This is a genomic window from Dermacoccus sp. NHGro5 (assembly GCF_017565385.1).
Classification (GTDB): Bacteria; Actinomycetota; Actinomycetes; order Actinomycetales; family Dermatophilaceae; genus Dermacoccus; species Dermacoccus nishinomiyaensis.
In genome coordinates this window covers 21,323-44,899 of sequence record NZ_JAGEKQ010000004.1, presented here as the reverse complement: position 1 = coordinate 44,899, position 23,577 = coordinate 21,323, and the positions used below count along the sequence as shown (strand labels likewise).

At 69.3% G+C, this 23,577-nt stretch carries 22 protein-coding genes; 14 read left to right on the top strand and 8 right to left on the bottom strand.

Annotation, left to right across the window (positions count from 1 at the left end):
* Nucleotides 1-59: 59 nt before the first annotated feature.
* The 12 genes from J4Z35_RS01240 to J4Z35_RS01185 all read left to right on the top strand — a co-directional run bounded on the left by J4Z35_RS01240 (nucleotide 60) and on the right by J4Z35_RS01185 (nucleotide 13,811).
* Complete coding sequence (locus tag J4Z35_RS01240; protein WP_074045328.1) at nucleotides 60-2,072, top strand: MFS transporter; 2,013 nt, start codon at nucleotides 60-62, stop codon at nucleotides 2,070-2,072.
* Between the two features lie 70 nt (nucleotides 2,073-2,142).
* Entirely contained in the window at nucleotides 2,143-3,660 is a 1,518-nt protein-coding gene (gene dop, locus J4Z35_RS01235; protein WP_074045329.1) for a depupylase/deamidase Dop, read from the top strand.
* Between the two features lie 180 nt (nucleotides 3,661-3,840).
* Nucleotides 3,841-4,032: a ubiquitin-like protein Pup gene (locus J4Z35_RS01230; protein WP_074045330.1), complete on the top strand. Its 192-nt coding sequence runs from the start codon at nucleotides 3,841-3,843 to the stop codon at nucleotides 4,030-4,032.
* Nucleotides 4,033-4,157: 125 nt separating this feature from the next.
* Entirely contained in the window at nucleotides 4,158-5,531 is a 1,374-nt protein-coding gene (pafA, locus tag J4Z35_RS01225; protein WP_006947220.1) for a Pup--protein ligase, read from the top strand.
* A 104-nt stretch (nucleotides 5,532-5,635) separates the two neighbouring features.
* Nucleotides 5,636-6,685, top strand: coding sequence for an FKBP-type peptidyl-prolyl cis-trans isomerase (locus J4Z35_RS14795; RefSeq protein WP_074039273.1), 1,050 nt, complete (start codon nucleotides 5,636-5,638; stop codon nucleotides 6,683-6,685).
* A gap of 41 nt (nucleotides 6,686-6,726) precedes the next feature.
* On the top strand, nucleotides 6,727-7,146 hold the full coding sequence (locus J4Z35_RS01215) for an FKBP-type peptidyl-prolyl cis-trans isomerase (protein WP_006947303.1): 420 nt from the start codon (nucleotides 6,727-6,729) through the stop codon (nucleotides 7,144-7,146).
* Between the two features lie 206 nt (nucleotides 7,147-7,352).
* A complete protein-coding gene (locus J4Z35_RS01210) occupies nucleotides 7,353-8,345 on the top strand; it encodes a WYL domain-containing protein (protein WP_006947232.1) in 993 nt (330 codons plus the stop codon).
* Nucleotides 8,342-9,418: a WYL domain-containing protein gene (locus J4Z35_RS01205; protein ID WP_006947310.1), complete on the top strand. Its 1,077-nt coding sequence runs from the start codon at nucleotides 8,342-8,344 to the stop codon at nucleotides 9,416-9,418. Before J4Z35_RS01210 ends, J4Z35_RS01205 begins: the two co-directional genes overlap by 4 nt.
* Nucleotides 9,415-9,756, top strand: a complete 342-nt coding sequence (locus tag J4Z35_RS01200; protein ID WP_006947226.1) for a hypothetical protein — start codon at nucleotides 9,415-9,417, stop codon at nucleotides 9,754-9,756. The genes J4Z35_RS01205 and J4Z35_RS01200 overlap by 4 nt, the downstream gene beginning before the upstream one ends.
* Before the next feature lie 56 nt (nucleotides 9,757-9,812).
* On the top strand, nucleotides 9,813-10,097 hold the full coding sequence (tatA, locus tag J4Z35_RS01195) for a Sec-independent protein translocase subunit TatA (protein ID WP_006947258.1): 285 nt from the start codon (nucleotides 9,813-9,815) through the stop codon (nucleotides 10,095-10,097).
* Between the two features lie 17 nt (nucleotides 10,098-10,114).
* Nucleotides 10,115-10,939 (top strand): twin-arginine translocase subunit TatC, encoded by an 825-nt coding sequence (gene tatC, locus J4Z35_RS01190; RefSeq protein ID WP_038568108.1) that lies wholly within the window; start codon nucleotides 10,115-10,117, stop codon nucleotides 10,937-10,939.
* A gap of 82 nt (nucleotides 10,940-11,021) precedes the next feature.
* Nucleotides 11,022-13,811, top strand: coding sequence for a DEAD/DEAH box helicase (locus J4Z35_RS01185; protein ID WP_131941017.1), 2,790 nt, complete (start codon nucleotides 11,022-11,024; stop codon nucleotides 13,809-13,811).
* A 3-nt stretch (nucleotides 13,812-13,814) separates the two neighbouring features.
* Here the strand turns inward: J4Z35_RS01185 and J4Z35_RS01180 are convergent, their stop codons facing one another.
* Together J4Z35_RS01180 and ybaK are read right to left on the bottom strand one after the other, a co-directional pair.
* Nucleotides 13,815-14,741, bottom strand: coding sequence for a 5'-3' exonuclease (locus tag J4Z35_RS01180; protein ID WP_074039545.1), 927 nt, complete (start codon nucleotides 14,739-14,741; stop codon nucleotides 13,815-13,817).
* Between the two features lie 33 nt (nucleotides 14,742-14,774).
* Nucleotides 14,775-15,290 carry a Cys-tRNA(Pro) deacylase gene (ybaK, locus tag J4Z35_RS01175; protein WP_200829287.1) on the bottom strand — a complete coding sequence of 172 codons (516 nt, stop codon included), beginning with the start codon at nucleotides 15,288-15,290 and terminating at the stop codon, nucleotides 14,775-14,777.
* Nucleotides 15,291-15,573: 283 nt separating this feature from the next.
* Between ybaK and lnt the strand changes: the two genes are divergently transcribed.
* Both lnt and J4Z35_RS01165 read left to right on the top strand, forming a co-directional pair.
* A complete protein-coding gene (gene lnt, locus J4Z35_RS01170) occupies nucleotides 15,574-17,271 on the top strand; it encodes an apolipoprotein N-acyltransferase (RefSeq protein ID WP_074039265.1) in 1,698 nt (565 codons plus the stop codon).
* A 103-nt stretch (nucleotides 17,272-17,374) separates the two neighbouring features.
* Complete coding sequence (locus tag J4Z35_RS01165) at nucleotides 17,375-18,007, top strand: FxsA family protein (protein ID WP_235006151.1); 633 nt, start codon at nucleotides 17,375-17,377, stop codon at nucleotides 18,005-18,007.
* Nucleotides 18,008-18,139: 132 nt separating this feature from the next.
* On the opposite strand, the gene J4Z35_RS01160 is transcribed toward J4Z35_RS01165, so the two are convergent.
* The 6 genes from J4Z35_RS01160 to J4Z35_RS01135 all read right to left on the bottom strand — a co-directional run bounded on the left by J4Z35_RS01160 (nucleotide 18,140) and on the right by J4Z35_RS01135 (nucleotide 23,373).
* Nucleotides 18,140-18,508 carry an RNA polymerase-binding protein RbpA gene (locus J4Z35_RS01160; RefSeq protein ID WP_006947299.1) on the bottom strand — a complete coding sequence of 123 codons (369 nt, stop codon included), beginning with the start codon at nucleotides 18,506-18,508 and terminating at the stop codon, nucleotides 18,140-18,142.
* Between the two features lie 218 nt (nucleotides 18,509-18,726).
* Nucleotides 18,727-20,094, bottom strand: a complete 1,368-nt coding sequence (locus J4Z35_RS01155; protein WP_074039264.1) for an MFS transporter — start codon at nucleotides 20,092-20,094, stop codon at nucleotides 18,727-18,729.
* A 56-nt stretch (nucleotides 20,095-20,150) separates the two neighbouring features.
* Nucleotides 20,151-20,354, bottom strand: a complete 204-nt coding sequence (locus J4Z35_RS01150; protein ID WP_131941015.1) for an antitoxin — start codon at nucleotides 20,352-20,354, stop codon at nucleotides 20,151-20,153.
* A gap of 11 nt (nucleotides 20,355-20,365) precedes the next feature.
* Complete coding sequence (locus J4Z35_RS01145; protein ID WP_051805878.1) at nucleotides 20,366-21,103, bottom strand: HAD hydrolase-like protein; 738 nt, start codon at nucleotides 21,101-21,103, stop codon at nucleotides 20,366-20,368.
* Nucleotides 21,100-21,912 carry a gamma-glutamyl-gamma-aminobutyrate hydrolase family protein gene (locus J4Z35_RS01140; protein ID WP_074039262.1) on the bottom strand — a complete coding sequence of 271 codons (813 nt, stop codon included), beginning with the start codon at nucleotides 21,910-21,912 and terminating at the stop codon, nucleotides 21,100-21,102. The genes J4Z35_RS01145 and J4Z35_RS01140 overlap by 4 nt, the downstream gene beginning before the upstream one ends.
* A 126-nt stretch (nucleotides 21,913-22,038) precedes the next feature.
* Nucleotides 22,039-23,373 (bottom strand): APC family permease, encoded by a 1,335-nt coding sequence (locus J4Z35_RS01135; protein ID WP_235006291.1) that lies wholly within the window; start codon nucleotides 23,371-23,373, stop codon nucleotides 22,039-22,041.
* Nucleotides 23,374-23,577 lie beyond the last annotated feature (204 nt).

Sequence of the window (23,577 nt, the reverse complement as noted above, 5' to 3'; positions counted from 1 at the left end):
ACCCGGACAACATCGACTATATTTATTGTCAATTCAATAGTCGTCGCCCGAGGAGCTTCGTGCCCAGCCGTCACTCACCCGCCCACGCCGAGCCCTCGGCCCGCTCCGGTGCGGGCTCGTCGCGTCAGAGCCTGATCGCCGCCGTCTTGTGCATCGCCGGCACCGTCGTCGCGCTGCAGCAGACGCTCGTCATCCCGCTCATCCCCGAGTGGCCGACGCTGCTGCACACGAGCGCCGACAACACCTCATGGCTCGTCACCGCGACGCTGCTCGCGGGTGCCGTCGCGACGCCCATCCTGGCGCGCCTGGCGGACATGGTCGGCAAGAAGAAGATCATGCTCGTGTCGCTGGCTTTCGTCATCGTCGGCTCGGTCATCGGTGGTATCGGCTCGGGGCTCGGCGCGCTCGTCGTCGCGCGCACGTTCCAGGGCGTGGGCGCGTCGATGATCCCGATCGGCATCAGCATCCTGCGCGACGAGCTGCCACGCGAGAAGGTGGGCGGCGCCGTCGCGACGATGAGCGCGACCCTCGGCATCGGCTCCGCGATCGGGTTGCCGCTCGCCGGTTTCCTCGTCGAGCACTTCTCCTGGCACATGGTGTTCTGGGTGTCGGTCGTCTCCGCGAGCCTCATGTTCGCGGCCGTCGCGCTCGTCGTGCCCGAATCGAAGGTCACCTCGCGCGGACGCTTCGACCTCGTCGGCGCCGTGCTGCTGTCGGCGGCGCTGCTGTGCCTGCTCGTGCCCATCACCAAGGGCGGGCAGTGGGGTTGGGGGAGCGAGCGCGTCCTGCTCCTGTTCGCCGCGAGCATCGCGCTGTTCGCCGTCTGGGCGCCGTACGAACTGCGTCACAACTCGCCGATGGTCGATCTGCGCACCTCGGCGCGACGCCCCGTGCTGCTGACGAACGCCGCGAGCCTGCTCGTCGGCTTCGCCATGTACGCCAACATGATGACGACGACCCAGCAGCTGCAGATGCCCGAAATCACCGGGTACGGCTTCGGCATGTCCGTCATCGCCGCGGGCGTCGCGATGCTGCCCGGTGGCCTCGCGATGGTCGTGCTGTCGCCCGCGAGCGCCGCCGTCACGAAGCGCTTCGGCGCCCGCACGACACTGCTCGCCGGCGCGCTCGGCCTTGCCGCGTCGTACACGCTGCGCGTCTTCCTCACCGGCGCGGTGTGGCAGGTCGTGCTCGGCGCCACGCTGTGCAGCGCCGCGACAGCGTTCGCGTACGCCGCGATGCCGACACTCATCATGCGGTCGGTGCCGCTGACGGAGACCGCGTCCGCGAACGGCCTCAACACGCTGCTGCGCTCGATCGGCACGTCGACGTCGTCCGCCGCCGTCGCGGCGATCCTGACGAACATGGCGATGCACGTCGACGGGCACGACCTGCCGAAGCTCGCCGCGTTCAAGGCCGTCTTCGTCATGGCCGCCATCGCGGCGCTCGCCTCCGCCATCGTCGCTGCGTTCGTGCCGACGGCGCAGCCCGCGTCCGCAAGCGCGCCGAGCGCCACCCCCGCGACGCATCCCGCCCCGGCGAGCGCCGACAAGGACGCCGTGCGTGGTGGCGACAGCCGCGAGATCGTCGCGACCGGAACGCTCGTCGGCCTCGACGGCCACCCCGTACGCCGCGGCGTCGTGACGGCGCTCGCCAGCGACGGCGCGCACCTCGACTGGGGGCGCGTCGACGACGACGGGTGCTACCGCCTCGCCTTGCCCGGCGCGGGACGCTACGTACTCGTCGCCTCCGCCGAGGGCTGGGCCACACGCTCGCGGATCGTCGAGGTCACGGGCCCCGGTCTGCCGCAGTTGAGCCTCGTCGACCCGCTGCAGCTCACGGGCGTCGTGCGGCGCAGCAACGGTTCGCCGGCCGCGCAGGTGCCGGTGACGCTCATCAAGCACTCGGGCGAGTACCACGCCGACACGCTCACCGACGGCGAGGGCCGCTACGTCATGCCGCTGCCGCCGGGCGGGCGCTACGTCGTCGCCGCTCTCGATGCCGAGCACGACGCGACAGCCGCCGCGAGCGTCACCGTGTTGACCGAACCGGTGAGCGCCGACATCACCCTCTGACCCGCCGATGTTGCCCGCGATTTCGGGCGCGGGCACTCGGAATCCCGGGCAACATCACTAGGGTGGCGCCATGACGGTTCAGCGCATCATGGGAATCGAGACCGAGTACGGCGTGCTGCGCCCCGGCGATCAGCGGACGACGCCGATGGTGCTGTCGGGCCTCGTCGTGCGCGCCTACGCGAACGACGTCGGCCTCAACGCGGCGCAGAGTCGGTGGGACTACAGCGACGAGTCGCCGTTGCGCGATCAGCGCGGCTACGACATCGCTCGCGAGGTCGCGCACGAGAGCCAGCTGACCGACGAGATCGACCCGAGCTTCGCCAACGTCGTGCTCAAGAACGGCGCGCGCCTGTACGTCGACCACGCCCACCCCGAGTACAGCTCGCCGGAGGTGACGACGCCCCGCGACGCGGTCGCGTACGACCGCGCGGGCGAGGTCATCATGCGGCACACGGCGGCGTTGCTCGCCGACGACGAGGACGGCCCGACGCAGCTGTACAAGAACAACACCGACGGTCAGGGCGCCTCGTACGGCACGCACGAGAACTACCTGCTGCGCCGCGACGTGCCGTGGGCGCGCGTCGTCGCGGGCATGACGCCGTTCTTCGTCGCGCGTCAGGTCGTCACCGGCAGCGGCCGCGTCGGCATCGGCACCGAGAGCGAGCGGGCCGGTTTCCAGCTCACTCAGCGCGCCGACTTCTTCGAGGCCGAGGTCGGTCTCGAGACGACGTTGAAGCGTCCCATCATCAACACGCGCGACGAGCCGCACGCCGACCACCGCAAGTATCGCCGCCTGCACGTCATCGTCGGCGACGCCAACCACGCCGACGTCGCGAACCTGCTCAAGATGGGCATGACGAGCCTCGTGCTCGGCGCCCTCGAGGACGAGGCCCTGCCGCGGATCGTCCTCGCGCGACCGGTCACGTCGATGCGCGCCGTCAGTCACGACCTGACGCTCGCCGAGCCGCTCGACCTCGTCGACGGCCGCGCGATGAGCGCGCTCGACATCCTCGAGGCGTACCGCGATGCCACGCACACGTGGTGGCAGCGGCGCGGCGACGACCCGGTCGAGGAGCAGACGCGCGAGGTCTTCGAGCACTGGGGGCGCGTCCTCGACGGGCTGCGTCGCGACCCCATGAGCCTCGCGGCCGACCTCGACTGGGTGGCGAAGAAGAGCGTCATGGAGGCGTTCATGACACGCCATGATGTCGGGTGGGACGACCCGCGTCTGCGCGCGCTCGACATCCAGTGGTCCGACGTGCGCGCCGACAAGGGCCTGTTCCACACGTTCGAACGCGCCGGTCGCTTCACCCGCGTCGTGAGTGACGAGGACGTCGCGCGCGCCGTCGTCGAGCCCCCGCGCGACACGCGAGCATGGCTGCGCGGCAAGAGCATCGAGGCGTTCGGCAGCGACGTCGCCTCCGCGTCGTGGGACGGGATGGTCTACCGCACCACGCAGCCGTCGAGCTACACGCGCATCCGCCTGCCCGAGCCACTCGCCGGCAGCGCCGAGCAGACCCGCGGTTGGTTCGACGCCGACGTCGCGCACCTCATCGCTCAGGTCGGGCCCGACCTCGTCGTGGAGTGAGCGAATCGGGGCGGGCTGCGCGACGACGTGGCACAGCTGCTCGAAAATTGTGCACTTGCACGGGGTTTGTGCCGCTCATTCCTCCTGCAGATGCGCATTACTCGTGCAACGAGCGCTCCGGCGTTCGGGCGGCGATAGGGTGGCGAACAGCAACCAGCGACGTCATTTCGAGGAGCAACGATGAGCGGTCAGCAATTCAAGAACGCCGGCGGCAAAAGCGACGACGAGTTCGAGGCAGGCGCAGACGCCGGCCAGGTGCAGGCGGCGTCGTCGACGAGCGACATCGACTCGATGCTCGACGAGATCGACGGCGTGCTCGAGACCAATGCGAGCGAGTTCGTCTCCGGGTTCGTGCAGAAGGGCGGCGAGTGACGCCATGGGCTACGCGCCCGACGCAGGGTTGACGCGATAACGCAATAACGCGACACCACCGCGAGCGGCCCTGACACCGCGTCCAGTCACGACCTCAGCAGCCAGTCAGACGATCAGGAGCAGCCATGGAACGCCGCATCTACGGCATCGAGACGGAGTTCGGCGTCACCGCGACGACGAACGGTCAGCGTCGCCTGACGCCTGACGAGGTGAGCCGCGCGTTGTTCCGCAAGGTCGTCGCGTGGGGGCGTTCGAGCAACGTCTTCCTCGACAACGGCTCGCGCCTCTACCTCGACGTCGGCGCGCACCCCGAGTACGCGACGGCCGAGTGCGATTCGCTGCTTGATCTCGTCGCCCAGGATCGCGCCGGCGAGCGCATCCTCGACGACATGACGAGCGACGCCCAGGCGCGCCTGGCGGAGGACGGCGTCGACGGCACGATCTACGTATTCAAGAACAACACCGACTCGGCGGGCAACTCCTACGGCTGCCACGAGAACTTCCTGCTCGATCGCGGCGCCGACATGAACCGCATCGCGGAGATCTTCGTCGCGTTCCTCGTCTCCCGCCAGCTCGTCGCGGGCGCCGGCAAGCTGCTCGTGCGCGACGGGCGCACCGTGTTCAACCTGACGCAGCGCGCCGAGCACATCTGGGACGGCTACTCGAGCGCGACGACGCGCTCACGCCCCATCATCAACAGCCGCGACGAACCGCACGCCGACTCGGCGCGCTACCGTCGCCTGCACGTCATCGTCGGCGACTCGACGATGAGCGAGGCGACGACGCTGCTCAAGGTCGGCTCCGCCCACCTCGTGCTGCGCATGATCGAGGCGGGGGAGAGCTTCCCGCGCCTGCACCTCGCCAACCAGATCCAGGCGATCCGCGACGTCTCCGCCGACCCCACCGGCCAGTGCGTCATCGAGCTGCAGGGCGGCACGAGCATGACGGCCCTCGCGATGCAGCACATGTTCCTCGAGCGCGCGACGGCGTTCGTCGAGCGCGAGGGCGACCCCGACCCGGCGATCGCGGACGTCCTCGACCTGTGGGGGCGCACCCTCGAGGCGGTCGAATCGCAGAACTTCACCGGCATCGAGACCGAGATCGAATGGGTCATCAAGCGCAAGCTGCTCACCGACTACGCGGCGCGTCAGGGCCTCGAGTTGGACGACCCGAAGCTCGCCCAACTCGACCTCACGTTCCACGACATCCGCGCCGGACGCGGCGTGTTCGGCCTGCTCGAGAAGGCTGGACGCGTGCGACGCATCGTCGACGACGCCCGCGTCACCGAGGCCATGACGACGCCGCCACAGACAACACGCGCGAAGCTGCGCGGCGATTTCGTCAGGGCCGCGCGTGAGGCGGGGCGTGACTTCACCGTCGACTGGGTGCACCTCAAGCTCAACGACCAAGCCGGCCGCACGCTCATGTGCAAGGATCCGTTCCTCGCCACCGATGCCCGCGTCGATCGTCTCGTCGAGAGCCTGACGACGCCCGTCTGAGACGCCTGCGGGCTCGGACGCACAGGCCCTTGCCAGGCAAAGCACACCCCACGCGGGTTATCGTGGCGGACGACCTGTCACCCATCGCGCGAGGATCCTCTGCTGTGACTTCCCCCAAGCGTCTGCTTGCCCTGGCCGCTCTGCCCATCGTCTTCCTGGCCGGATGCGGCAACGACGACTCGAAGGCCTCCAAGAGCTCGAGCGGCTCCTCCGGCGCCAGCGCGTCGTCGAACGCATCGTCACCGTCGTCGTCGAGCGGGCTGTCCGCACCCGCGACGAAGGGCAACCTCGACGACGTCAAGGTCGACACGAAGGACGCTGCGAAGCCCACCGTCTCGATCCCGAAGGACAAGCTGCCGTTCGGCACGAGCAGCACGAAGCCGAAGATCCTGACGCAGGGTTCCGGCAAGACGGTCGGCGACAACGACATCGTCAAGGCCAACTTCGTCATGGTGAACGGCACGACCGGCAAGACGATCGGTTCGACGTTCGGTGAGACCGTGCCCAGCTTCAACATGAGCGACAACAACAACCTGCCGGGCATCATCAGCACCCTGAAGGGCCAGAAGGCCGGGACGAAGCTCGTCGTCTCCCTGCCGCCGAAGGACAGCTTCGGTGCCGCGGGCAACGAGAAGATCGGTGTCGGCGCGAACGACAACCTCGTGCTCTACATGGAGATCAAGGCCACCGACACGCCGCTCAAGGAGGCCCAGGGCACGACCAAGGACGCGCCCGCCGACATGCCGAAGGTCAGCGTCCCCGCCGGCCAGGGCAAGCAGGCGAGCATCACCGTCGCCAAGGGCGCGAAGGCCCCGACGAGCCTCAAGACGGCCACCCTCATCGAGGGCAACGGCAAGAAGGTCGCCTCCGGCGACTCGGTCGCCGTCAGCTACACCGGCCAGATCTGGGGCACGTCGACGATCTTCGACGCCACCGCGAAGCACAACGACGGTGGCAAGCCGTCGGTGTTCGTCATCGGCAAGGGCCAGGTCATCACCGGCTGGGACAAGGCGCTCGTCGGCCAGAAGGTCGGCAGCCGCGTGCTCGTCGTGGTGCCGCCGTCCGAGGGCTATGGCAAGGACGGCAACCAGCAGGCGGGCATCAAGGGCACCGACACCCTCGTGTTCGTCGTCGACATCCTCGCCGCCAACTGACACGCTGAGCCTGTCAGCGACACTTTCTCGAAGGAGCAACCATGGGTTTCGACCCCAAGACGACCAAGCCCGAGATCGACTTCCCCGGTGACACCCCGCCGGCGGAACTCGTCGTCGAGGACATCACCGTTGGTGACGGCGCCACCGTCGAGGCCGGCGACATCATCAAGGCGCACTACGTCGGCGTCTCCTGGTCGACCGGCGAGGAGTTCGACGCCTCGTGGAACCGCGGCGAGCCGCTGGAGTTCACCGCCGGCGTCGGCCAGGTCATCCAGGGCTGGGATGAGGGCCTGCTCGGCATGAAGGTCGGCGGCCGCCGCAAGATCATCATCCCGCCGGCGCTCGGCTACGGCGAGCGCGGCGCGGGTGCCTCGATCGGCCCGAACGAGACGCTGATCTTCGTCGTCGACCTCGTTTCGACGAACAAGCCCGGCGCTGGACGCTCCTTCGGCCTGCGCTGAGGTAGCCTTCGCCGCTCTGGTCGTCCCGCGAGTGGGTTCGGCCTGAGCAACAAGACGGGGTGAGTGCCATCGGTACTCACCCCGTTCTGCGTGCCCGTGGCCATCACGCGGGGCCGAGTGCCGCCAATCGCACACCTGTGCGAATGAGAGGGTAGGCTCTGCAGCAGGACCACGGCGTCAGACCCGACAGCGACGAAGGAGCGAGCGTGGCAGCACGACCCACCCCGGAGGCGAAGACCGAGCGCCTGCTCAACCTCGTCATCGCGCTGCTCTACACGCGCAGGCCGCTGACGAAGGACGCCATCCGTCAGGCCGTGCGCCCGTACACCGAGGCACCGAACGACGAAGCCTTCGACCGGATGTTCGAGCGGGACAAGGACGAGTTGCGTGAGCTCGGCATCCCGCTGCGCGCCGAACCCATCGACATCCTGTTCGAGGACGAGATCGGCTACCGCATCGACAAGCGTGAGTACGAGCTGCCCGACCTGCACTTCGACGCCGACGAACTCGCTGTCCTCGGCCTCGCCTCGCGTGCGTGGCAGCAGGCCAGCCTCGCCGGCCCTGCGGCGGCGGCGATGCGCAAGCTCGAGGCGCTCGACATCAGCCCCGACGTCGAATCGGTCGTCGGCCTCGAACCTCGTATCCGCACCAGCGAACCCGCCTTCGACGCCGTCAAGGACGCGGTGATGACGCGGCGCGCCATCACGTTCACCTACCGCGCGGCCGGGCGGGAGAGCGCTGTGCGTCACGTTCAGCCGTGGACGGTGACGAACCGCCGGGGTCATTGGTACGTCGCCGGGTTCGACACCGACCGTGACGCGCCGCGCGTCTTCCGTCTCTCGCGAATCGAGGGCCCGGTGCGACTCGTCGGCAAGCCGGGCGCCTACGAGGTGCCGGACGATCACGACACGAGCGCCCTCATCGAACGTACCGAACGCACCCCCGACTGGGCGCCTGCCGTCCTGCGGGTGCGCGCGGGGCGAGGACACTCGCTCGTGCGGCGCGCCCGCACCGTCGGCGTCATCGACGAGACGTGGCAGCTCATCGACATCGAGTACGCCGACCCCGGCGTGCTCGCCGACGAAGTCGTCTCCTTCGGCGCCGACGTGCTCGTGGAGAAGCCCGACGAGCTGCGCGAACGTGTCATGGCGCGCCTGCGGGGCGCCTATGAAGCCCAGACGGCGGAGACTGCACCATGAACGCCCGCACTGACAAGGCCGCCCGCTCTGGGGCGATCGACTCTGGGTCCGCCGACACGGGGTCCATCAGCTCGGGGTCGATCAACTCGGGGCCGATCAACTCCGAAGCGGCGACGACGCGCCTGTCACGGCTGCTCACGATGGTGCCGTGGCTGATGAACCGTCAGGGCATCGACATCGAGGAGGCGGCCCGCACCCTCGGCGTCAGCCGCGCGCAGATCGAGGCCGACCTCGAGCTGCTCTTCGTCTGCGGCACACCCGGCCACATGCCCGACGACCTCATCGAGGCCGAGTGGGAGCAGGGGCGTGTCTACATCCGCAACGCCGACGCCATCGCCAAACCGCTGCGCTTCACCCGCGACGAGGCGCTCGCCCTCACCGTCGGGCTGCGCACGCTGCTCGACGTGCCCGGGCTGCAGGAGCGCGACGCCGTCGATCGCGCCCTCGCCAAGCTGAGCGAGGCGACGGGGGAGAGCGGCGCCGCACGCGTCCACGTCAGCCTCGAACGCGATGGTGAGCAGGTGCTCAGCACGCTGCAGGACGCGGTGCGCCGCGCACATCGGGTGCACCTGCGCTACCTTGCGCCGGCCCGGGACGAGGTGACGGAGCGTGACGTCGACCCGCTGCGCCTGTTCACCTCCGACGGCCACTGGTACCTCGAAGGGTGGTGCCGTCGCGCCGAGGGCATGCGCACGTTCCGTCTCGACCGCATCGAGAGCGTCGAGCTCCTCGATGTCCGGGCCGAGATCCCGCAGGACGCGCAGCGCACCGACCTCTCGCGCGGCTTCTTCGCCCCCAGCCCCGACGCGCCGCAGGTGCGTCTGCGGGTGCAGCGGGCCGCGTTCTGGATCATCGACTACTACCCGTGCTTCGACGTCGAACGATCCGACGACGGCGAGCACGCAGACGTCTCGCTCGTCCTCGGCGACGGGCGCTGGTTGCGCCGGTTGCTGCTGCAGCTCGGCCGGGACGCCCAGGTGCTCGCGCCTGCCGCGGTGCGGGCGCAGGTCGCCGACGAGGCCCGCCGCGCCCTCGACGCCTACGCCGAGATGCTCGGGGGCACCGTGCCGTGACGTGGTGGATGTGGCTGCTGTTCTGGGCGATCTTCTGGGTCACGGCCGTCGCCTACCTCGCCTGGCGATGCTGGCGCGTGTGGCCGCACGCGCGCGACTTCGCCCGCACGACGTCCGAGGCGTGGTCGCGTCTCGACGAGGCGCGCAACCTCGCCGAGCAGCGATCCGCCGCCGAGAACAGTGCGGCGCTCGTCACGCAGGGCGTCGACGATCTCGCGTGGAACAAGCCGGCCTCGCACTGGCGAGGCGAGCGTCAGCGGGCCCGCGAACGGCAGCGCGACCTGCGCTTGGACTCCCAGGCCGAGGTGTGGTCGTCTTGGCGCGATCCACTAGAGTGAACGATGACCATGCGGCTGCCGCCGCGCCGGAAACTCCCGGGACTCAAGGACTGGCCATGAAAAACCTGCTCGAACACCCCGCGTCACTGCTCATCCTGGTGCTCGTCATCGTCGTGCTCCTGGGCTGGAAGAAGCTGCCCGACATGGCGCGCAGCCTCGGGCGCAGCTCGCGCATCCTCAAGAGCGAGATCGACGAGATGAAGACGGAGAGCAACCGGTCGAAGGCCTCCGGCGCCACCGTCGAGGGTGAGACGGCGAACCCGGTGCACGACGCCAACGGCAACCCGGTCCACTCCGGTGACCCCGTGACGCGCACCGACGCGCACCGCAACGACGTCTGATCGGATCCCGTTCGCTCGTGGCAATCTTCGGACGACGCAAGGACAACCCCGAAGCGCGGATGTCCATCGGCGACCATCTGCGCGAATTCCGCAACCGCGCGATCGTCGCCGGCGTCGCGATCCTGCTGTGCTGCATCATCGGCTGGCACTACTACCAGAACATCTACGACTTCATCGAGCAGCCGTTCCGCGACTACCAGCACGCCCACCCCGAGGCGCACGTCGAGGTCGCGTTCAACGCCGTCACGGCGCCGTTCAACCTCAAGTTGAAGGTCGTGGCGTGGGCCGGCCTCATCCTCGCGGCGCCCGTGTGGCTGTGGCAGATCTGGGCCTTCCTCGTGCCCGGCCTGACGCCGCGGGAAAAGCGCGTCGGCCGCATCTTCGTCGCCTCAGCGATCGTGCTGTTCGCCTGCGGCGTCTACATGGGGTCGCTGACCTTCGGCAACGCCGTCGAGATGTTCATCAGTGCGACGCCGCGCGGCGCGGCCAACTTCGCCGACGGCGGGATGTACTTCTCGTTCGTCACCCGCTTCATCCTGTCGTTCGGGCTGACGTTCATGCTGCCGATCCTGCTGCTGGCACTCAACGCGGTCGGCGTGCTCAAGGGCCGGATCATGCTCAAGGGGTGGCGCTTCGCCGTCATCATCGCAGTGGCCTTCGCGGCCATCATGACGCCGACGCCGGACGTCTACACGATGTTCCTCATGGCAGTGCCGCTCATCGTGCTGTTCTTCGGCAGCGCAGGGCTAGCCCTCGCACTCGACGCGTGGCGTGCACGCAAGGAGAAGCATGAGCGTCCGGCCTGGATGGACGTCAGCGACGACCAGGCCTCGGCCCTGTGAGGCCCAGGCTGCAGGCACGACACACATGACGCCCGACGGCGGGCTCCCGAGCGGGAGCCCGCCGTTGTCATAGCCTGGGGGCATGTCGTCGCCCGCCGAGAAGTTCGCCCAGGCCGCTCGTCGGCGAAAGTTCGACTCGAGTCACCTCGGCCACTTCGTCGAGACGTTGCCGTACCCACTCGACGACTTCCAGTCGGAGGCGGCGCGGACCGTGCAGGACGGACGCAGCGTCCTCGTCGCAGCGCCGACGGGTGCGGGCAAGTCCGTCGTCGGCGAGTTCGCCTGCTATCTCGCGGTACACACCGGGCGTAAGGCGTTCTACACGACGCCGATCAAGGCGCTGTCGAACCAGAAGTACGCCGACCTCGTCGAGATGCTCGGAACGGAGAATGTCGGGCTGCTGACCGGTGACACCTCGCACAACAGTGAGGCGCCGGTCGTGGTCATGACGACCGAGGTGCTGCGCAACATGCTCTACGCGGGCAGTTCGACGCTGGACGGCCTCGGCTTCGTCGTCATGGACGAGGTCCATTACCTGGCCGACCGCTTCCGCGGCGCCGTGTGGGAAGAGGTGATGATCCACCTGCCCGAGTCGGTGCAGGTCATCGCGCTGTCGGCGACGGTGAGCAATGCCGAGGAGTTCGGCGACTGGATGCAGCAGGTGCGCGGCGACACCGACGTCGTCATCACCGAGCACCGCCCGGTGCCGCTGTACCAGCACATGATGGTCGGTGCGCGCCTGTACGACCTGCTGGCTGAGGACGAACGCGGCGATCGCGTCGTCAACCCCGACCTGCTCTCGCGCATCGCGAGCCTGACAGCGCCCGCACGCGGCGGTCACCGCTTCGACGCCGGCGCCCCGTCCGGTCGACGTGGGCGCGGCCGCCGTCCCGCGCCGCGTCAGCCGCAGGGGGAGACGTTCCGCCCGGCGCCGCGCGCCGAGGTCATCGCCGCACTCGATCGCGCGGGGCTGCTGCCGGCCATCACGTTCATCTTCAGCCGTGCCGGGTGCGAGGGCGCCGTCGCGCAGCTGCTCGGGTACGGCATGCAGTTGGTCACCGACGATGAGAGCGCCACGATCCGCGCCTACGTCGCCGAGCGCGTCGCGCACATCCCCGTGGAGGATCTAGCCGTCATCGGCTACCACGACTTCGTCGAAGGCCTCGCGCGCGGGTTCGCCGCGCACCACGCGGGGATGCTGCCGACGTTCCGCGAGATCGTCGAGGAACTGTTCGTCACCGGCCAGATCAAGGCCGTGTTCGCGACGGAGACACTCGCCCTCGGCATCAACATGCCGGCGCGCAGCGTCGTGCTCGAACGGCTCGTCAAGTACAACGGTGAAGCTCACGTCGACGTCACGCCCGCGGAGTTCACGCAGCTGACGGGGCGCGCGGGCCGGCGCGGCATCGACGTCGAGGGCCACGCGATCGTCCTGTACAACCGCGGCGTGGAGCCGGAGGCAGTCGCGGGCCTCGCATCGCGCCGCACCTACCCGCTGCGTTCGAGCTTCCGCCCGACGTTCAACATGGCCGTCAACCTCGTCCACACCGTCGGACGGGAGCGGGCGCGCGAGGTGCTCGAGTCGTCGTTCGCGCAGTTCCAGGCCGACCGCAGCGTCGTCGGGTTGTCGCGTCAGATCGCCAAGAACAATGAGGGCCTCGAGGGCTACGCCGAGGCGATGCAGTGCCACCTCGGCGATTTCGCGGAGTACGCGGGCATCCGCCGTCGCATCAGCGACCTCGAGAAGAACGCGCAGAAGCGACGCGCCGCCGCCCTGCGCGCCGCCGCGGACCGCTCGCTCGCCGACCTCAGCCCCGGCGACGTCGTGCGCGTGCCGTCCGGGCGACGTGAGGTGCTCGCCATCGTGGTGCGCACCAACCGCGGCGGCAAGCGCGAGGGCCCAAGCCCGTCCGTCGTCACCGAGGACGCACAGCTGCGCCAGATCCGTTCCAGCGACATCCACGCGCCGCTCGAGGTGCTGACGCACCTCGCCATCCCGAAGACGTTCACCGCACGCTCGTCGAAGTCGCGCCGCGACCTCGCGGCGACGCTGCGCGCCAAGGTGCCGCACGATCCGCCGAAGCCGTTGCGACGCACCGAGATCGAACCGGACAAGGCCGTCACCGCGGAGATCGAGGAGTTGCGACGCCGGCTCGCCGCCCATCCGTGCCACGCGTGCGAGTACCGCGAGGAGCACGCGCGCTGGGCGCAACGCTGGTGGACGCTGCGCCGCGAGACCGACGCGCTCGTCACGAAGGTCGAGAACCGGACGAACACCGTCGCGAAGCAGTTCGACCGCATCTGCGACCTGCTGCTCGAGTTCGACTACCTCGCGGCCGATCCGTCGGCTGCCGGTGGAGTGAAGCTGACCAACGACGGCGCGATGCTCATGCGCCTGTACTCGGACAAGGATCTGCTCACCGCCGAGTGCCTGCGCTCGGGTGCGTGGAAGGGCCTTGACGCACCGTCGCTCGCGGCGGCCGTCTCGGCGCTCGTCCACGAGTCGCGGCGTGACGTGGTCGGGGAGACCCCACGCATGCCGAACCGCGATGTCGCCGACGCGCTGGAGCGCACGCACGAGCTGTGGTCGGTCATCGACGACGCGCTCGTCATGCACCGACTGCCCGAGATGGCGGCACCCGACGCGGGCCTGGCCTGGGCCGCGCACCGCTGGGCGAGCGGCCAGGGCCTCGAGACGGTGCTACGCGACGAGGACCTCACCGCCGGCGACTTCGTACGACGCTGCCGTCAGCTCGTCGACGTGCTCCACCAGATCGCCGCCGCCACCGATGACGACGGCATCCGCAGGGCAGCGCGCAAGGCGATCAAGGGCGTGCAGCGCGGCGTCGTCGCGGCTGACCGGATCGACTGAACGTCAGCGGGCGAGGGCTGCGGAAAGGCGTTCAGCGGAGCCGCCCATGTCCCAGCGCGCTGCGAAGTCAGCGAATCCGGCGCCGTCGGCGACGCCCTGCGGGCGCGTCGTGACGAGGTCGTGGGGCACACGGACGTCGAGAGCGACGTCGACGACGCGCGGTGCGACGTCGAGGTAATCGGAGGCTGCCTCGAGACGCGTGCGGCGTGCGCCCTTGATCCGCGGGTCGCCGGAGGCGACGGCTTCACGGATGGCCGCGAGGGAGCCGAACTCGGCGATGAGGGCCGCCGCCGTCTTCTCACCGATGCCGGCGACACCGGGCAGCCCGTCACTCGTGTCGCCGCGCATGACGGCCATGTCGGCGTAGGCGCGGCCCGTCGCGACGCCGTACCTCGCCATGAGGAAGCTCTCGTCGATGAGGTCGGGGGCCCGCACGCCACCCTTGGCCGTGTAGATGACGCGCACGCCCATCGCGTCGTCGACGAGTTGGAACAGGTCACGGTCACCGGTGACGACGTCGACGGGGCCGGCGTCGCGGAATCGGTGCGTCAGGGTGCCGATGACGTCGTCGGCCTCGTACCCGTCGACGCCGAGGCGGGTGATGCCGACGAGTTCGAGCAGTTCGCGGATGAGCGGCACCTGCGGGGTGAGGTTCTCGGGGCTCTCCTCGGCGACGTCGGAGCCCTCTTGCACGCGGTGCGCCTTGTAGCTCGGGATCGCTTCGACGCGGAACGCGGGGCGCCAATCGTTGTCCCAGCAGGCGACCATGTCGGTCGGCTCGTACGTCGTGAACAGCGTCGCGATCATGTCGGCGAAGCCGCGCAGCGCGTTGTTGGGCGCGCCGTCGGCGGCGGTACGCTCGGGCACGCCGTAGAAAGCGCGGAAGTAGAGGCTGGCAGAGTCGAGCAACATGAGTCGGCGCGGCGTCATGGGCGCCATCCTGTCACGGTGCGGCGTCGAGCGTCAGTGCTCGTCAGCACGCGCGATGTCGGCCACGCGGGCGCCGCAGGCACGGACGAGGTCGTCGGGGGAGAGCCGCACGTCGAAGCCGCGACGGCCGCCGGAGACGCAGACCCGCGGATGTTCGTGCGCCTGCGCGTCGATGACGACGTCGAGGCGTGAGCGCGTTCCGAGCGGGCTGACGCCGCCGAGGACGTAGCCGGTGAGACGCCGGACGTCGGCCTCCGCGGCCAGCACAGCTTTCTTCGCGCCGCACGCGGCGGCGACCGCCTTGAGGTCCGCCATCGTCGAGACGGGGACGCAGGCCATCGCGAAGCGGCCGGTGTCGAGCTTCACGACGAGCGTCTTGTAGACCGACGCAGGGTCGAGCCCCAGCGCGGATGCCGCCTCGGCGCCGTAGCTCGTGACGTCGGGATCGTGGGCGTAGGGGAGCGCCTCGTAGGCGATACCGAGCCGGTCGAGGGCGCGGGTCGCGGGCGTGGCGGGTGGTGTGTTCATCGTGCGAGACATCGCGTTCATCCTGCTACCTCATGCGCGACGGATTCAAGGTGAGCGACACGCCTACGCACAGAAGGCATGACGCACCTCGGCCACTGTTCGGCCCCCGTCGGCCGGGCGCCAGTGCGCTCGCCTGCGTTGCTCCTGGGCTGTGGGGCGGCTATGTTGGCTCGAACACGCCCGTTGCGCGCGTCATTGCGGACGGGCCTCACGCCTAGTAGAAAACTTCGCGGTTCACCCCGCGATGGCCCCAACGGCGTGAGCCCGTCCGCCGCCTCTCGCCTGAGAGGCGTACGCTTGGCCGGTGCCCTCGAAAGCTCTCCTTCGCGCATTCGGCTCCATTGTCGCCGGGTTGCTCCTGTGGCTCGCGTTTCCCGACCACGGTCTGTGGTGGACGCCGCCGATAGCCGTCGCCCTCATCACGCTGTGCCTCTGGCGCGTGCGGGCGCGCACCGGCGCGCTGCTCGGTTTCGTCTTCGGCATGGCGTTCTTCCTGCCGACGCTGTCGTGGTCGGGCGTCTACGTCGGCGCGTTCCCGTGGACAGCGCTCGCCGTCCTCGAATCGCTCTACATGGCCGCGCTCGGCGCAGCGGTTGCGCTCGTGCAACGCCGCCGCATCGCGCCGTTCGTCGTCGCCTGCCTGTGGGTGATGCAGGAATGGCTGCGCTCGACGACGCCGTTCGGCGGATTTCCCTGGGCACGCCTGTCGTTCTCCCAGGCCGACGCGCCGTGGGCACCGCTCATCGCGTGGGTCAGCGCACCCGGCCTGACGTTCGTGCTCGCGCTCGCCGGCGCGGCGCTCGCATCGTGCGTGGCCCTGGCCGCGCCGCGGCTCTTCACGGCGGAGCGGCGGGGGAGTGCGGGCCGAACGTCTGCTTCGGATTCGGCTTCGGTTTCGGACGACGCCCACACCTCAGCGAACGCCACGGGCTCCGGGGCCACGCCTGTTGGTGACGCACGGCCCGACGGCGCGCGCGGCATCACGGCTCGTCTCCCGATCGCCGTGCCCGCTGCGGCCGCGTCGACGGCCGTCCTCGCACTGATCGTCGGCTCACTCATCACGCCCGGCACGAGCGGGCGGATGCTGCGCGTCGTCGGCGTGCAGGGCAACGTGCCCACCGAGGGGCTCGAGTTCAACGCGCAGCGCCGCGCCGTGCTCGACAACCACGTCCACGCGACGCTCGACCTCGCCAAGCAGATCGATGCCGGAGCGACGCCGCGCCCCGATGTCGTCGTCTGGCCCGAGAACGCCTCCGACATCGACCCCAAGCGCAACCCCGACGCGGGCGCCGAGATCGCCTCAGCCCTCGCCGCCGTCAACACGCCGCTCATCGTCGGTGCGGTGCTGAACGAACCACGCCCCGAGGTGTCCAACGCGTCGATGCTCTACCTGCCCGGCAAGGGCCTGAGCGACACCTACGTCAAGCAGCACCCGGTGCCGTTCGGCGAATACATCCCGTACCGCTCGTTCTTCCGCACGTTTTCCTCGCAGGTCGATCTCGTCAAGGCCGACTTCGCCTCCGGGCGCAAGGTCGGGTTGTTCACGCTGCCGAACGCGAAGGGTGACGTGAAGCTCGCCCCGATCATCTGCTTCGAGGTCGCCTACGACGATCTGCTGCGCAAACCGGCGAACCAGGGCGCACAGATCTTCGCCGTCCAGACGAACAACGCGACGTTCGGCCACACCGCCGAGTCGACGCAGCAACTCGCGATCTCGCGCCTACGCGCGCTCGAATACGGCCGCTCGATCATCCACGTCTCGACGGTCGGCGTCAGCGCCCTCATCACCCCCGACGGGCAGCTGCACGAGCGCAGCGAACTGTTCACGCAGAAGGTGCTGACCGGGCAGCTGCCCCTGCGTTCGGACGCGACGCCCGCCCAGCGGCTCGGACGCTGGCCCGAGATCGCCGCCTCCGTCGTCAGCGTCGTCGCGCTCGCGTTCGCGCTGCGTCATGCCCGCCTGCCGCGCCGTCGCCGCAAGAACGGTCGCGGCGACGCCTGAGCCCGCTTTCGCTGGTGCCCACCGGGGTTCCACGACCGGCGATCGCTTCACGATTCGTCGACGAATCGGAACTCTTCGAGCGTGCCCGCGCGTTGAACCAGATGTGAACACCACGACTCGACCTCGCCGCCGCGGCTTCGCGCGCTGGCTCATGCTGGCGTTGCTCGTCGTCCCCGTCGTCGAGGTCTTCATCATCCTCAAGGTCGGGCAGCAGATCGGTGGCCTCAGCACCTTCCTGCTGCTCCTGTTCTGGTCGGCGCTCGGCGCGTGGATCGTCAAGCGCGAGTTCTCGCGCGCGTTCGGCTCCCTCCGTCAGGCGTTCGGCTCTGGTCGTATGCCTGCGCGCGAGCTTTCCGACGCGGCGCTCGTCCTCATCGGCGGCACGCTGCTGCTCGCCCCGGGCTTCCTCACGGACGCACTCGGCCTGTTCGTCCTGCTGCCCCTCACGCGCCCGCTGACGCGCCGACTGCTCGAAGGTGCCGTCGCACACAAGCTGTTCGGTGCATCTCCCCTTGGTGCGGCCGCCTTTGGTGCCGCGAACGCGGCGCCCGGCCGAGTGCGCTTCACCCGCGTGCGCGCCGCCGATGCGGGCGGCTCTTCGGCGGCCGGTCCGTTACCCGCGCCCGGGCCATACCCCACCGCCGACGCGTTCGCCACGCAGGCCGGGCGAGACGCTGCCTGGAACTCTCCACGACGGGGTGCGTCCGACGTCGTCGAGGGCGAGATCATCGACTGAGTTCGTGAGACGGCTCGGCCGCAGTGCCCTCCGCCGTCACAGGCTGATACCCAAGGCCCTGAACAAGACAGGCGAGCACACACGAAGGCCGCCCCCGAACCGGGGGCGGCCTTGTTCGTCACGACGTGAGCGTCACTTGGACGCGGCAGCACGCTTTCGCTTCGGCTTTTCGCCGCGCGACTCGCGCAGCAGCGTGAGGCGCTCGTCGAGCAGCTCCTCGAGCTCTTCGACGGAACGGCGCTCGAGCAGCATGTCCCAGTGGGTACGCGCCGGCTTCGTGGGCTTGCGGTCGGGCTCGGGGCCGTCGACGAGCAGCGCCTCGAGGCCGCAACGGCACTCCCACAGCGCGGGCACGTCGGCCTCGACGGAGAACGGCAGCTCGATGACGTGGCCCTGAGCGCACTTGTAGCTGACCATCTGTCGCTCGCTGAACGCGATGCCCTCGTCGGTCTCGAGCGAGAGCGTGCTGAGGTTGGTGCCTCGCAGTGAACGTTCTGCCATGGTGTCTCCCTACGTCACACGGGGTTCGTGTTGGTTCGTGATGCGCTGAGCCTGCAGCCCGCGCGATCCTGACGGAACAACGCCGGCCGGGGGCCGTTTGTTCCGCACGCACGCCGACGCGCTGACACACCAGTCTACGGCGCGGACGGGACGCGTCACGAATCGCGTTCGGGGGAGCGGCCGGCGCGCATCCTGCCGCCGGTCTCGAGCCCGGGGCGTCAGCCGGCGGCGCGTGCCCGGGCGCTGCCTCGCTCGACGTCGACGCGGCGCAGCAGCACCGCGCCGAGCGCGAAGAAGACGACGAGCGCGACGATCGACAGGCGGTAGGAGCCAGTCAGCTGGTGCACGAGACCGAACGTGAGGGTGCCGAACCAGCTCGTCCCTCGCTCCATCGCCTGATAGAGGCTGAAGTACTCCGACTCCCGGCCCGTCGGCACGAGCCGCGAGTACAACGACCGGCTGAGTGCCTGCGACCCGCCGAGCACGATGCCGATGCCGACGCCCAACACGAGCCACAACCCGAACTGCCCCGACGGCAGGAAGAACGCTGCGAACACGACGAGCGTCCACAAGCCGAGGGAGAGCAACACGGCCCGTTTGGCGCCCATCGTCCGCGCGAGCCGACCGAACAGCAGCGCGCCGAGGAAGGCGACGAACTGCACGAGCAGGATCGTCACGATGAGCTGGCTGTCGCCGAAGCCCAGCTCCTCCTTGCCGTACAGGCTCGCCGAGACGATGACCGTCTGGATGCCGTCGTTGAAGAACAGGTACGCGAGCAGGAACGTCATCGTGTCGGGGAAATGCCGCAACTCCGCGAACGTCGAGCGAAGCTGACGGACGCTGCCGCTCACCGCCGCCGTCAGCGAGCCGGTCACGGCCGGGCCGACCCGACGCACGTCCCGTAGGCCGACAACCGGGATGATCGTGAACATGCCCCACCACACGCCGGCACTCAGCAGATTGACGCGCACGGCCTCGCCCGTCGACAGCCCCAACGAGTCGTGCATCGTCATGACGACGAGGTTGACGGCCAGCAGCAGCCCGCCGCCCAGATAGCCGAGCGCCCACCCCCGTGAACTGACGCGGTCACGCTCGTCGTCGCTCGAGATCTGAACGAGCAGCCCGTCGTAGACGACGAGGGAGGCACCCAGACACTGGTTCGCCAGGATGAGCACGACAACACCGAGCTGCCAGTTGCTGCCTGCGACGAAGAACATCGAACTCGCCCCGAGGGCACCGACGAACGCGAACGCGCCCAGCAGGTGCGCCGGGCGCGAGATGCGGTCGGCGATCGCGCCGACGAAGATGAGCAGGATCGCGCTGATGATCGTCGAGACCGTCACCGTGTACGGCGCGAGCGAGCCGGGCGAGATCGGTAGACCGAGCACGTGCAGGTCGGTGTGGCACGCCAGGTCCGTATCCTGCCCCGGGCAGGCCGCCGACTTCGCGACCGCAGTGAGATACGGGGAGAACAGCACCGTCGACGTCGTCGTCACGTACGCCGAGTTGGCCCAGTCGTAGAAGTACCAGCTGCGCTGGCGCCTCGTCCGAACGGTGTCGGGGGGCGGGGTGGGGGCTTCGATCACGGGTGAAGCGTGTCACATCGACGACGCGATTTTCGGTGATGCGAGCCTCTGAGAGGTCAGCGCCGCCGATCGAGGCGCTGCTTGTCGAGGTAGCGCCCAGCCGAGGCGCGCGCCTTCGTGATCTGCGCCGAGTACTTGCGGCCCGTGCGCTGGTCGACGAACTCGCCGGCCTTGTCGGTCATGGCGCGCACCTTCTCGGGATTTTGCTGCACGTAGCGGCGACCCTGCGCGACGAGCTGCCTGGCGATGTTGGTCTTCATGGGGCGTGATCCTAGTGGACGTCCGCCGTCTCGTCCTGTGCCCGGGGCAGCAGCAGTGCCGCGAGCTGCTCGGCGGTGTCGACGACGGCCACGGCTCCCGCGCGCGCGAGCTCGTCGTCCGCGGCGTAGCCCCAGCTCACCCCGATCGTCGCGATGCCGTGACGCGCGGCGCCCTCGACGTCGTGGAGGCGGTCGCCGACCATGACGACGTCCGGCCCGGCGTCGCGACCGAGCGCGGCCAGCGCCCGGACGATGACGTCCGCCTTCGCGTCGTCCGGGCGCGTGATGTCGGCCCCGAAGACGCCGTCGAGACCCCCGGTCAGGTATGGCTCGAGGCCGAAGTGGGCGACGATGCGGCGCGCCGTCGGCTGCGGTTTCGACGTCGCGACGGCGACGCTGACGCCGGCAGCGTGCAGCTCGGCGAGCAGGTCGGCCATGCCGGGGTAGAGGTCGTTGTCGAACAGGCGCCCGGCGTTGTAATCCTCGCGGTAGGTGCCGACGATGCCCGGTACCTGCTCGGCCGGGATACCGATGCCTTCGAGGGCGACCTTGAACGGCGGGCCGACGAACGAGTCGAGCACGTGTTGCTCGGGCACCGCGACGTCGTGCACGCCCAGCGCATGCCGCATCGATGCTGTGATGCCGCGCGCCGAGTCGGACAACGTCCCGTCGAGATCGAACAGCACGAGAGTGAGCGGGCCGTGCGGCCAGGTGGTGTCGGCGTCAGCCTGGTGTGAAGCGCCTGTCATGACGCGGCCTGCGCGGTGCCGTGGGTGGGGTTCGCGGTGATGCGCGCGGAGCCGGCCGCGGCGCGGCGCTCAGCGTCGGCGGTGACGGCGTCGACGAACCACGTGAACACCTGCTGCGAACGCACGTCGGCCCCGCTCATCATCTCCGGGTGCCACTGCACGGCCGCGAGGCACCACGCGTCGTCCGCGTGCTGCACCGCCTCGACGAGGCCGTCGTCGGCGCGCGCGACGACCCGCAGCGCGTCGGCGACGGCGTCGAGCGCCTGGTGGTGGAAGGAGTTGACGGCCGCCTTCGTCACACCCCACGCGTCGTGGAGGAACGAGCGCTCCTCGACGCTGATGTGGTGCAGCGGCGAGGCGGGGTTGCCCATCGCCATGTGCTGCTGGTCGGTGCCCGCGTAGCGCAGATCCTGGAACAGGCTCCCGCCGAGGGCCACGTTGATGAGCTGCATGCCGCGGCAGATGCCGAGCACGGGCAGCCGGTTCTCGCGCGCGAGCCGGAGCGCCTCGATCTCGTACGCGTCGCGGATCGGCGACGTCGTCTGGCATTCCTGCTTCGCGGGCTGGCCGTACAGCAGCGGGTCGACGTCGGAACCACCGGCGAGCAGCAAGCCGTCGAGCAGGGCCAGCTGTTGCGGCAGCGTCGAGTGATCCGTCGACGGCGGCAACATGATCGGAATGCCGCCGGCCTGCGTGATCGAGCGCGAATAGTCCTCATTGACGGCGACGCGCCGGTAGCCGGGGAAGAGGTAGTGCGGGTCGTACTCGACGTTGGTGATGATGCCGATGACGGGTTTGCGGGCGCTCATCGTGCGTCCTTCCTGGCCTGGCCCTCGTGGGGCGGTGCGAATATGACCGTGAATCGCGGATGTATCCGCAGATCGCCGATGTGACCGTAGATCACGAATGTGTCCGTGAATCGCCGATGTGTCAGCTCAGCGGTCCTCGGGGAGCTGCTTCGGGGTGTCGTCGTAGACGCCCAGCTTCCACGGCAAGTACAACGCCGCCGGCAACACGACGTAGCCGACGATCATCGCTGCGACCGCCCACAGGTTGAGGCCGCCGCCAGGGTTGCTGAACTGGCCACGCCAGTCGAACTCGACCATGAGGAACACCGACGCGGCGATCGACAGGATCGGGAACACGACGTCGAGGACGACGCTGCGCTTCACATCGTTCGGGCGGTGCCGCGTGCGCCCGAGGAAGCACAGGATGAGCGCGAGCGGCACCATGACGAACTGCACGAACCGCGTCACCGAACTGATGACCATGATGCCGCGCATCGAGTACCCGAACGCCATCGGCACGACGATCGCGAGCACCGCCGTCACGACGAACGCGACGACCGGCACCCCGCGCTGCGACGTCCGACTTGCCGCGGCGGGCAGCATCCGACGGCGGCTCATCGCGTCGAAGATGCGCGGCGTGTTGAAGCTCGCCGCGACGTTGATGCCGAACATGCTGACGAGGGCGCCGAGGACGATGAGGTCGCGCACGATCGAGTTGTCGAAGGCGCTCGCGAGCACGACGGCGTCCTTCGACTCGAGCACGCCGGTCGGGTTGATCATCATCGCCACGGACACGACGGCCACGTACACGACGATGACGACCGCGACACCGATCGGGATGGCGCGCGGCAGGTTACGGGCCGGGTCTTCCATCTCGCTCGCGGCGCTGCCGGCGCCCTCGAACCCGGTGAACGCGTAGAACGCCGCGAGCATCGCGCCGACGAACGCGGTCGTGTCCATGCTCGGCACGAGAGGGCTGCCGTCGGGGCCCTCGAGATGCGTGAGATCGGAGAAGTGGTTGTCGCCGGTCATCGCCAGCACGACGAGGCCGGCGACGATCGTCAGGACGAGCGCGGCGACCTTACCGATCGTCGAGATGTTGTTGACGACCTTCGTGATGCGTGTGCCCGCCAGGTTGATCGCGAGCAGCACCACCATGAGCAGGACGAAGCCGATCGTGATGTTCGTCGTCGTCACCGCCTCGTGGCCGCCGAAGACGGTGAGCACGGTCGTCACGACGGCCGTCGCCATGACACCCCACGCGATCGCGGCGCCGACGAAGCGCGTCAGGCCGACGTAGAACCCGACGTCGTCACCGAACGCGACCCGCGTGTACGCGAACGCCGCGCCGTTCTCGCTCGTCCAACGGGCCGCGGCGGCGAACATCACGGCGAGGACGGCCGCGAAGACACCGGCGATGACGTAGACGAGCGGCGTCCACGTGCCCGCGACCTTCATGACGGCGCCGGGGGAGAGAAAGATGCCCGAGCCGATGATGCCGTTGATCGTCAGCAGGACGATTGACGCGAGCCCGAACTTGGCGCGCGAGGTCTTGCGCCCGCTGGTGTCATCCCGATTCGCCGCGTCCTGCGGCGTCCCGCCGCGAGTGCGCTGATCAGGCGTCGTCGCGGGCGTCGACGACCCGTCGGCGCTCGCAGACGGGGGTCGAACCCGCCGATGATGCGG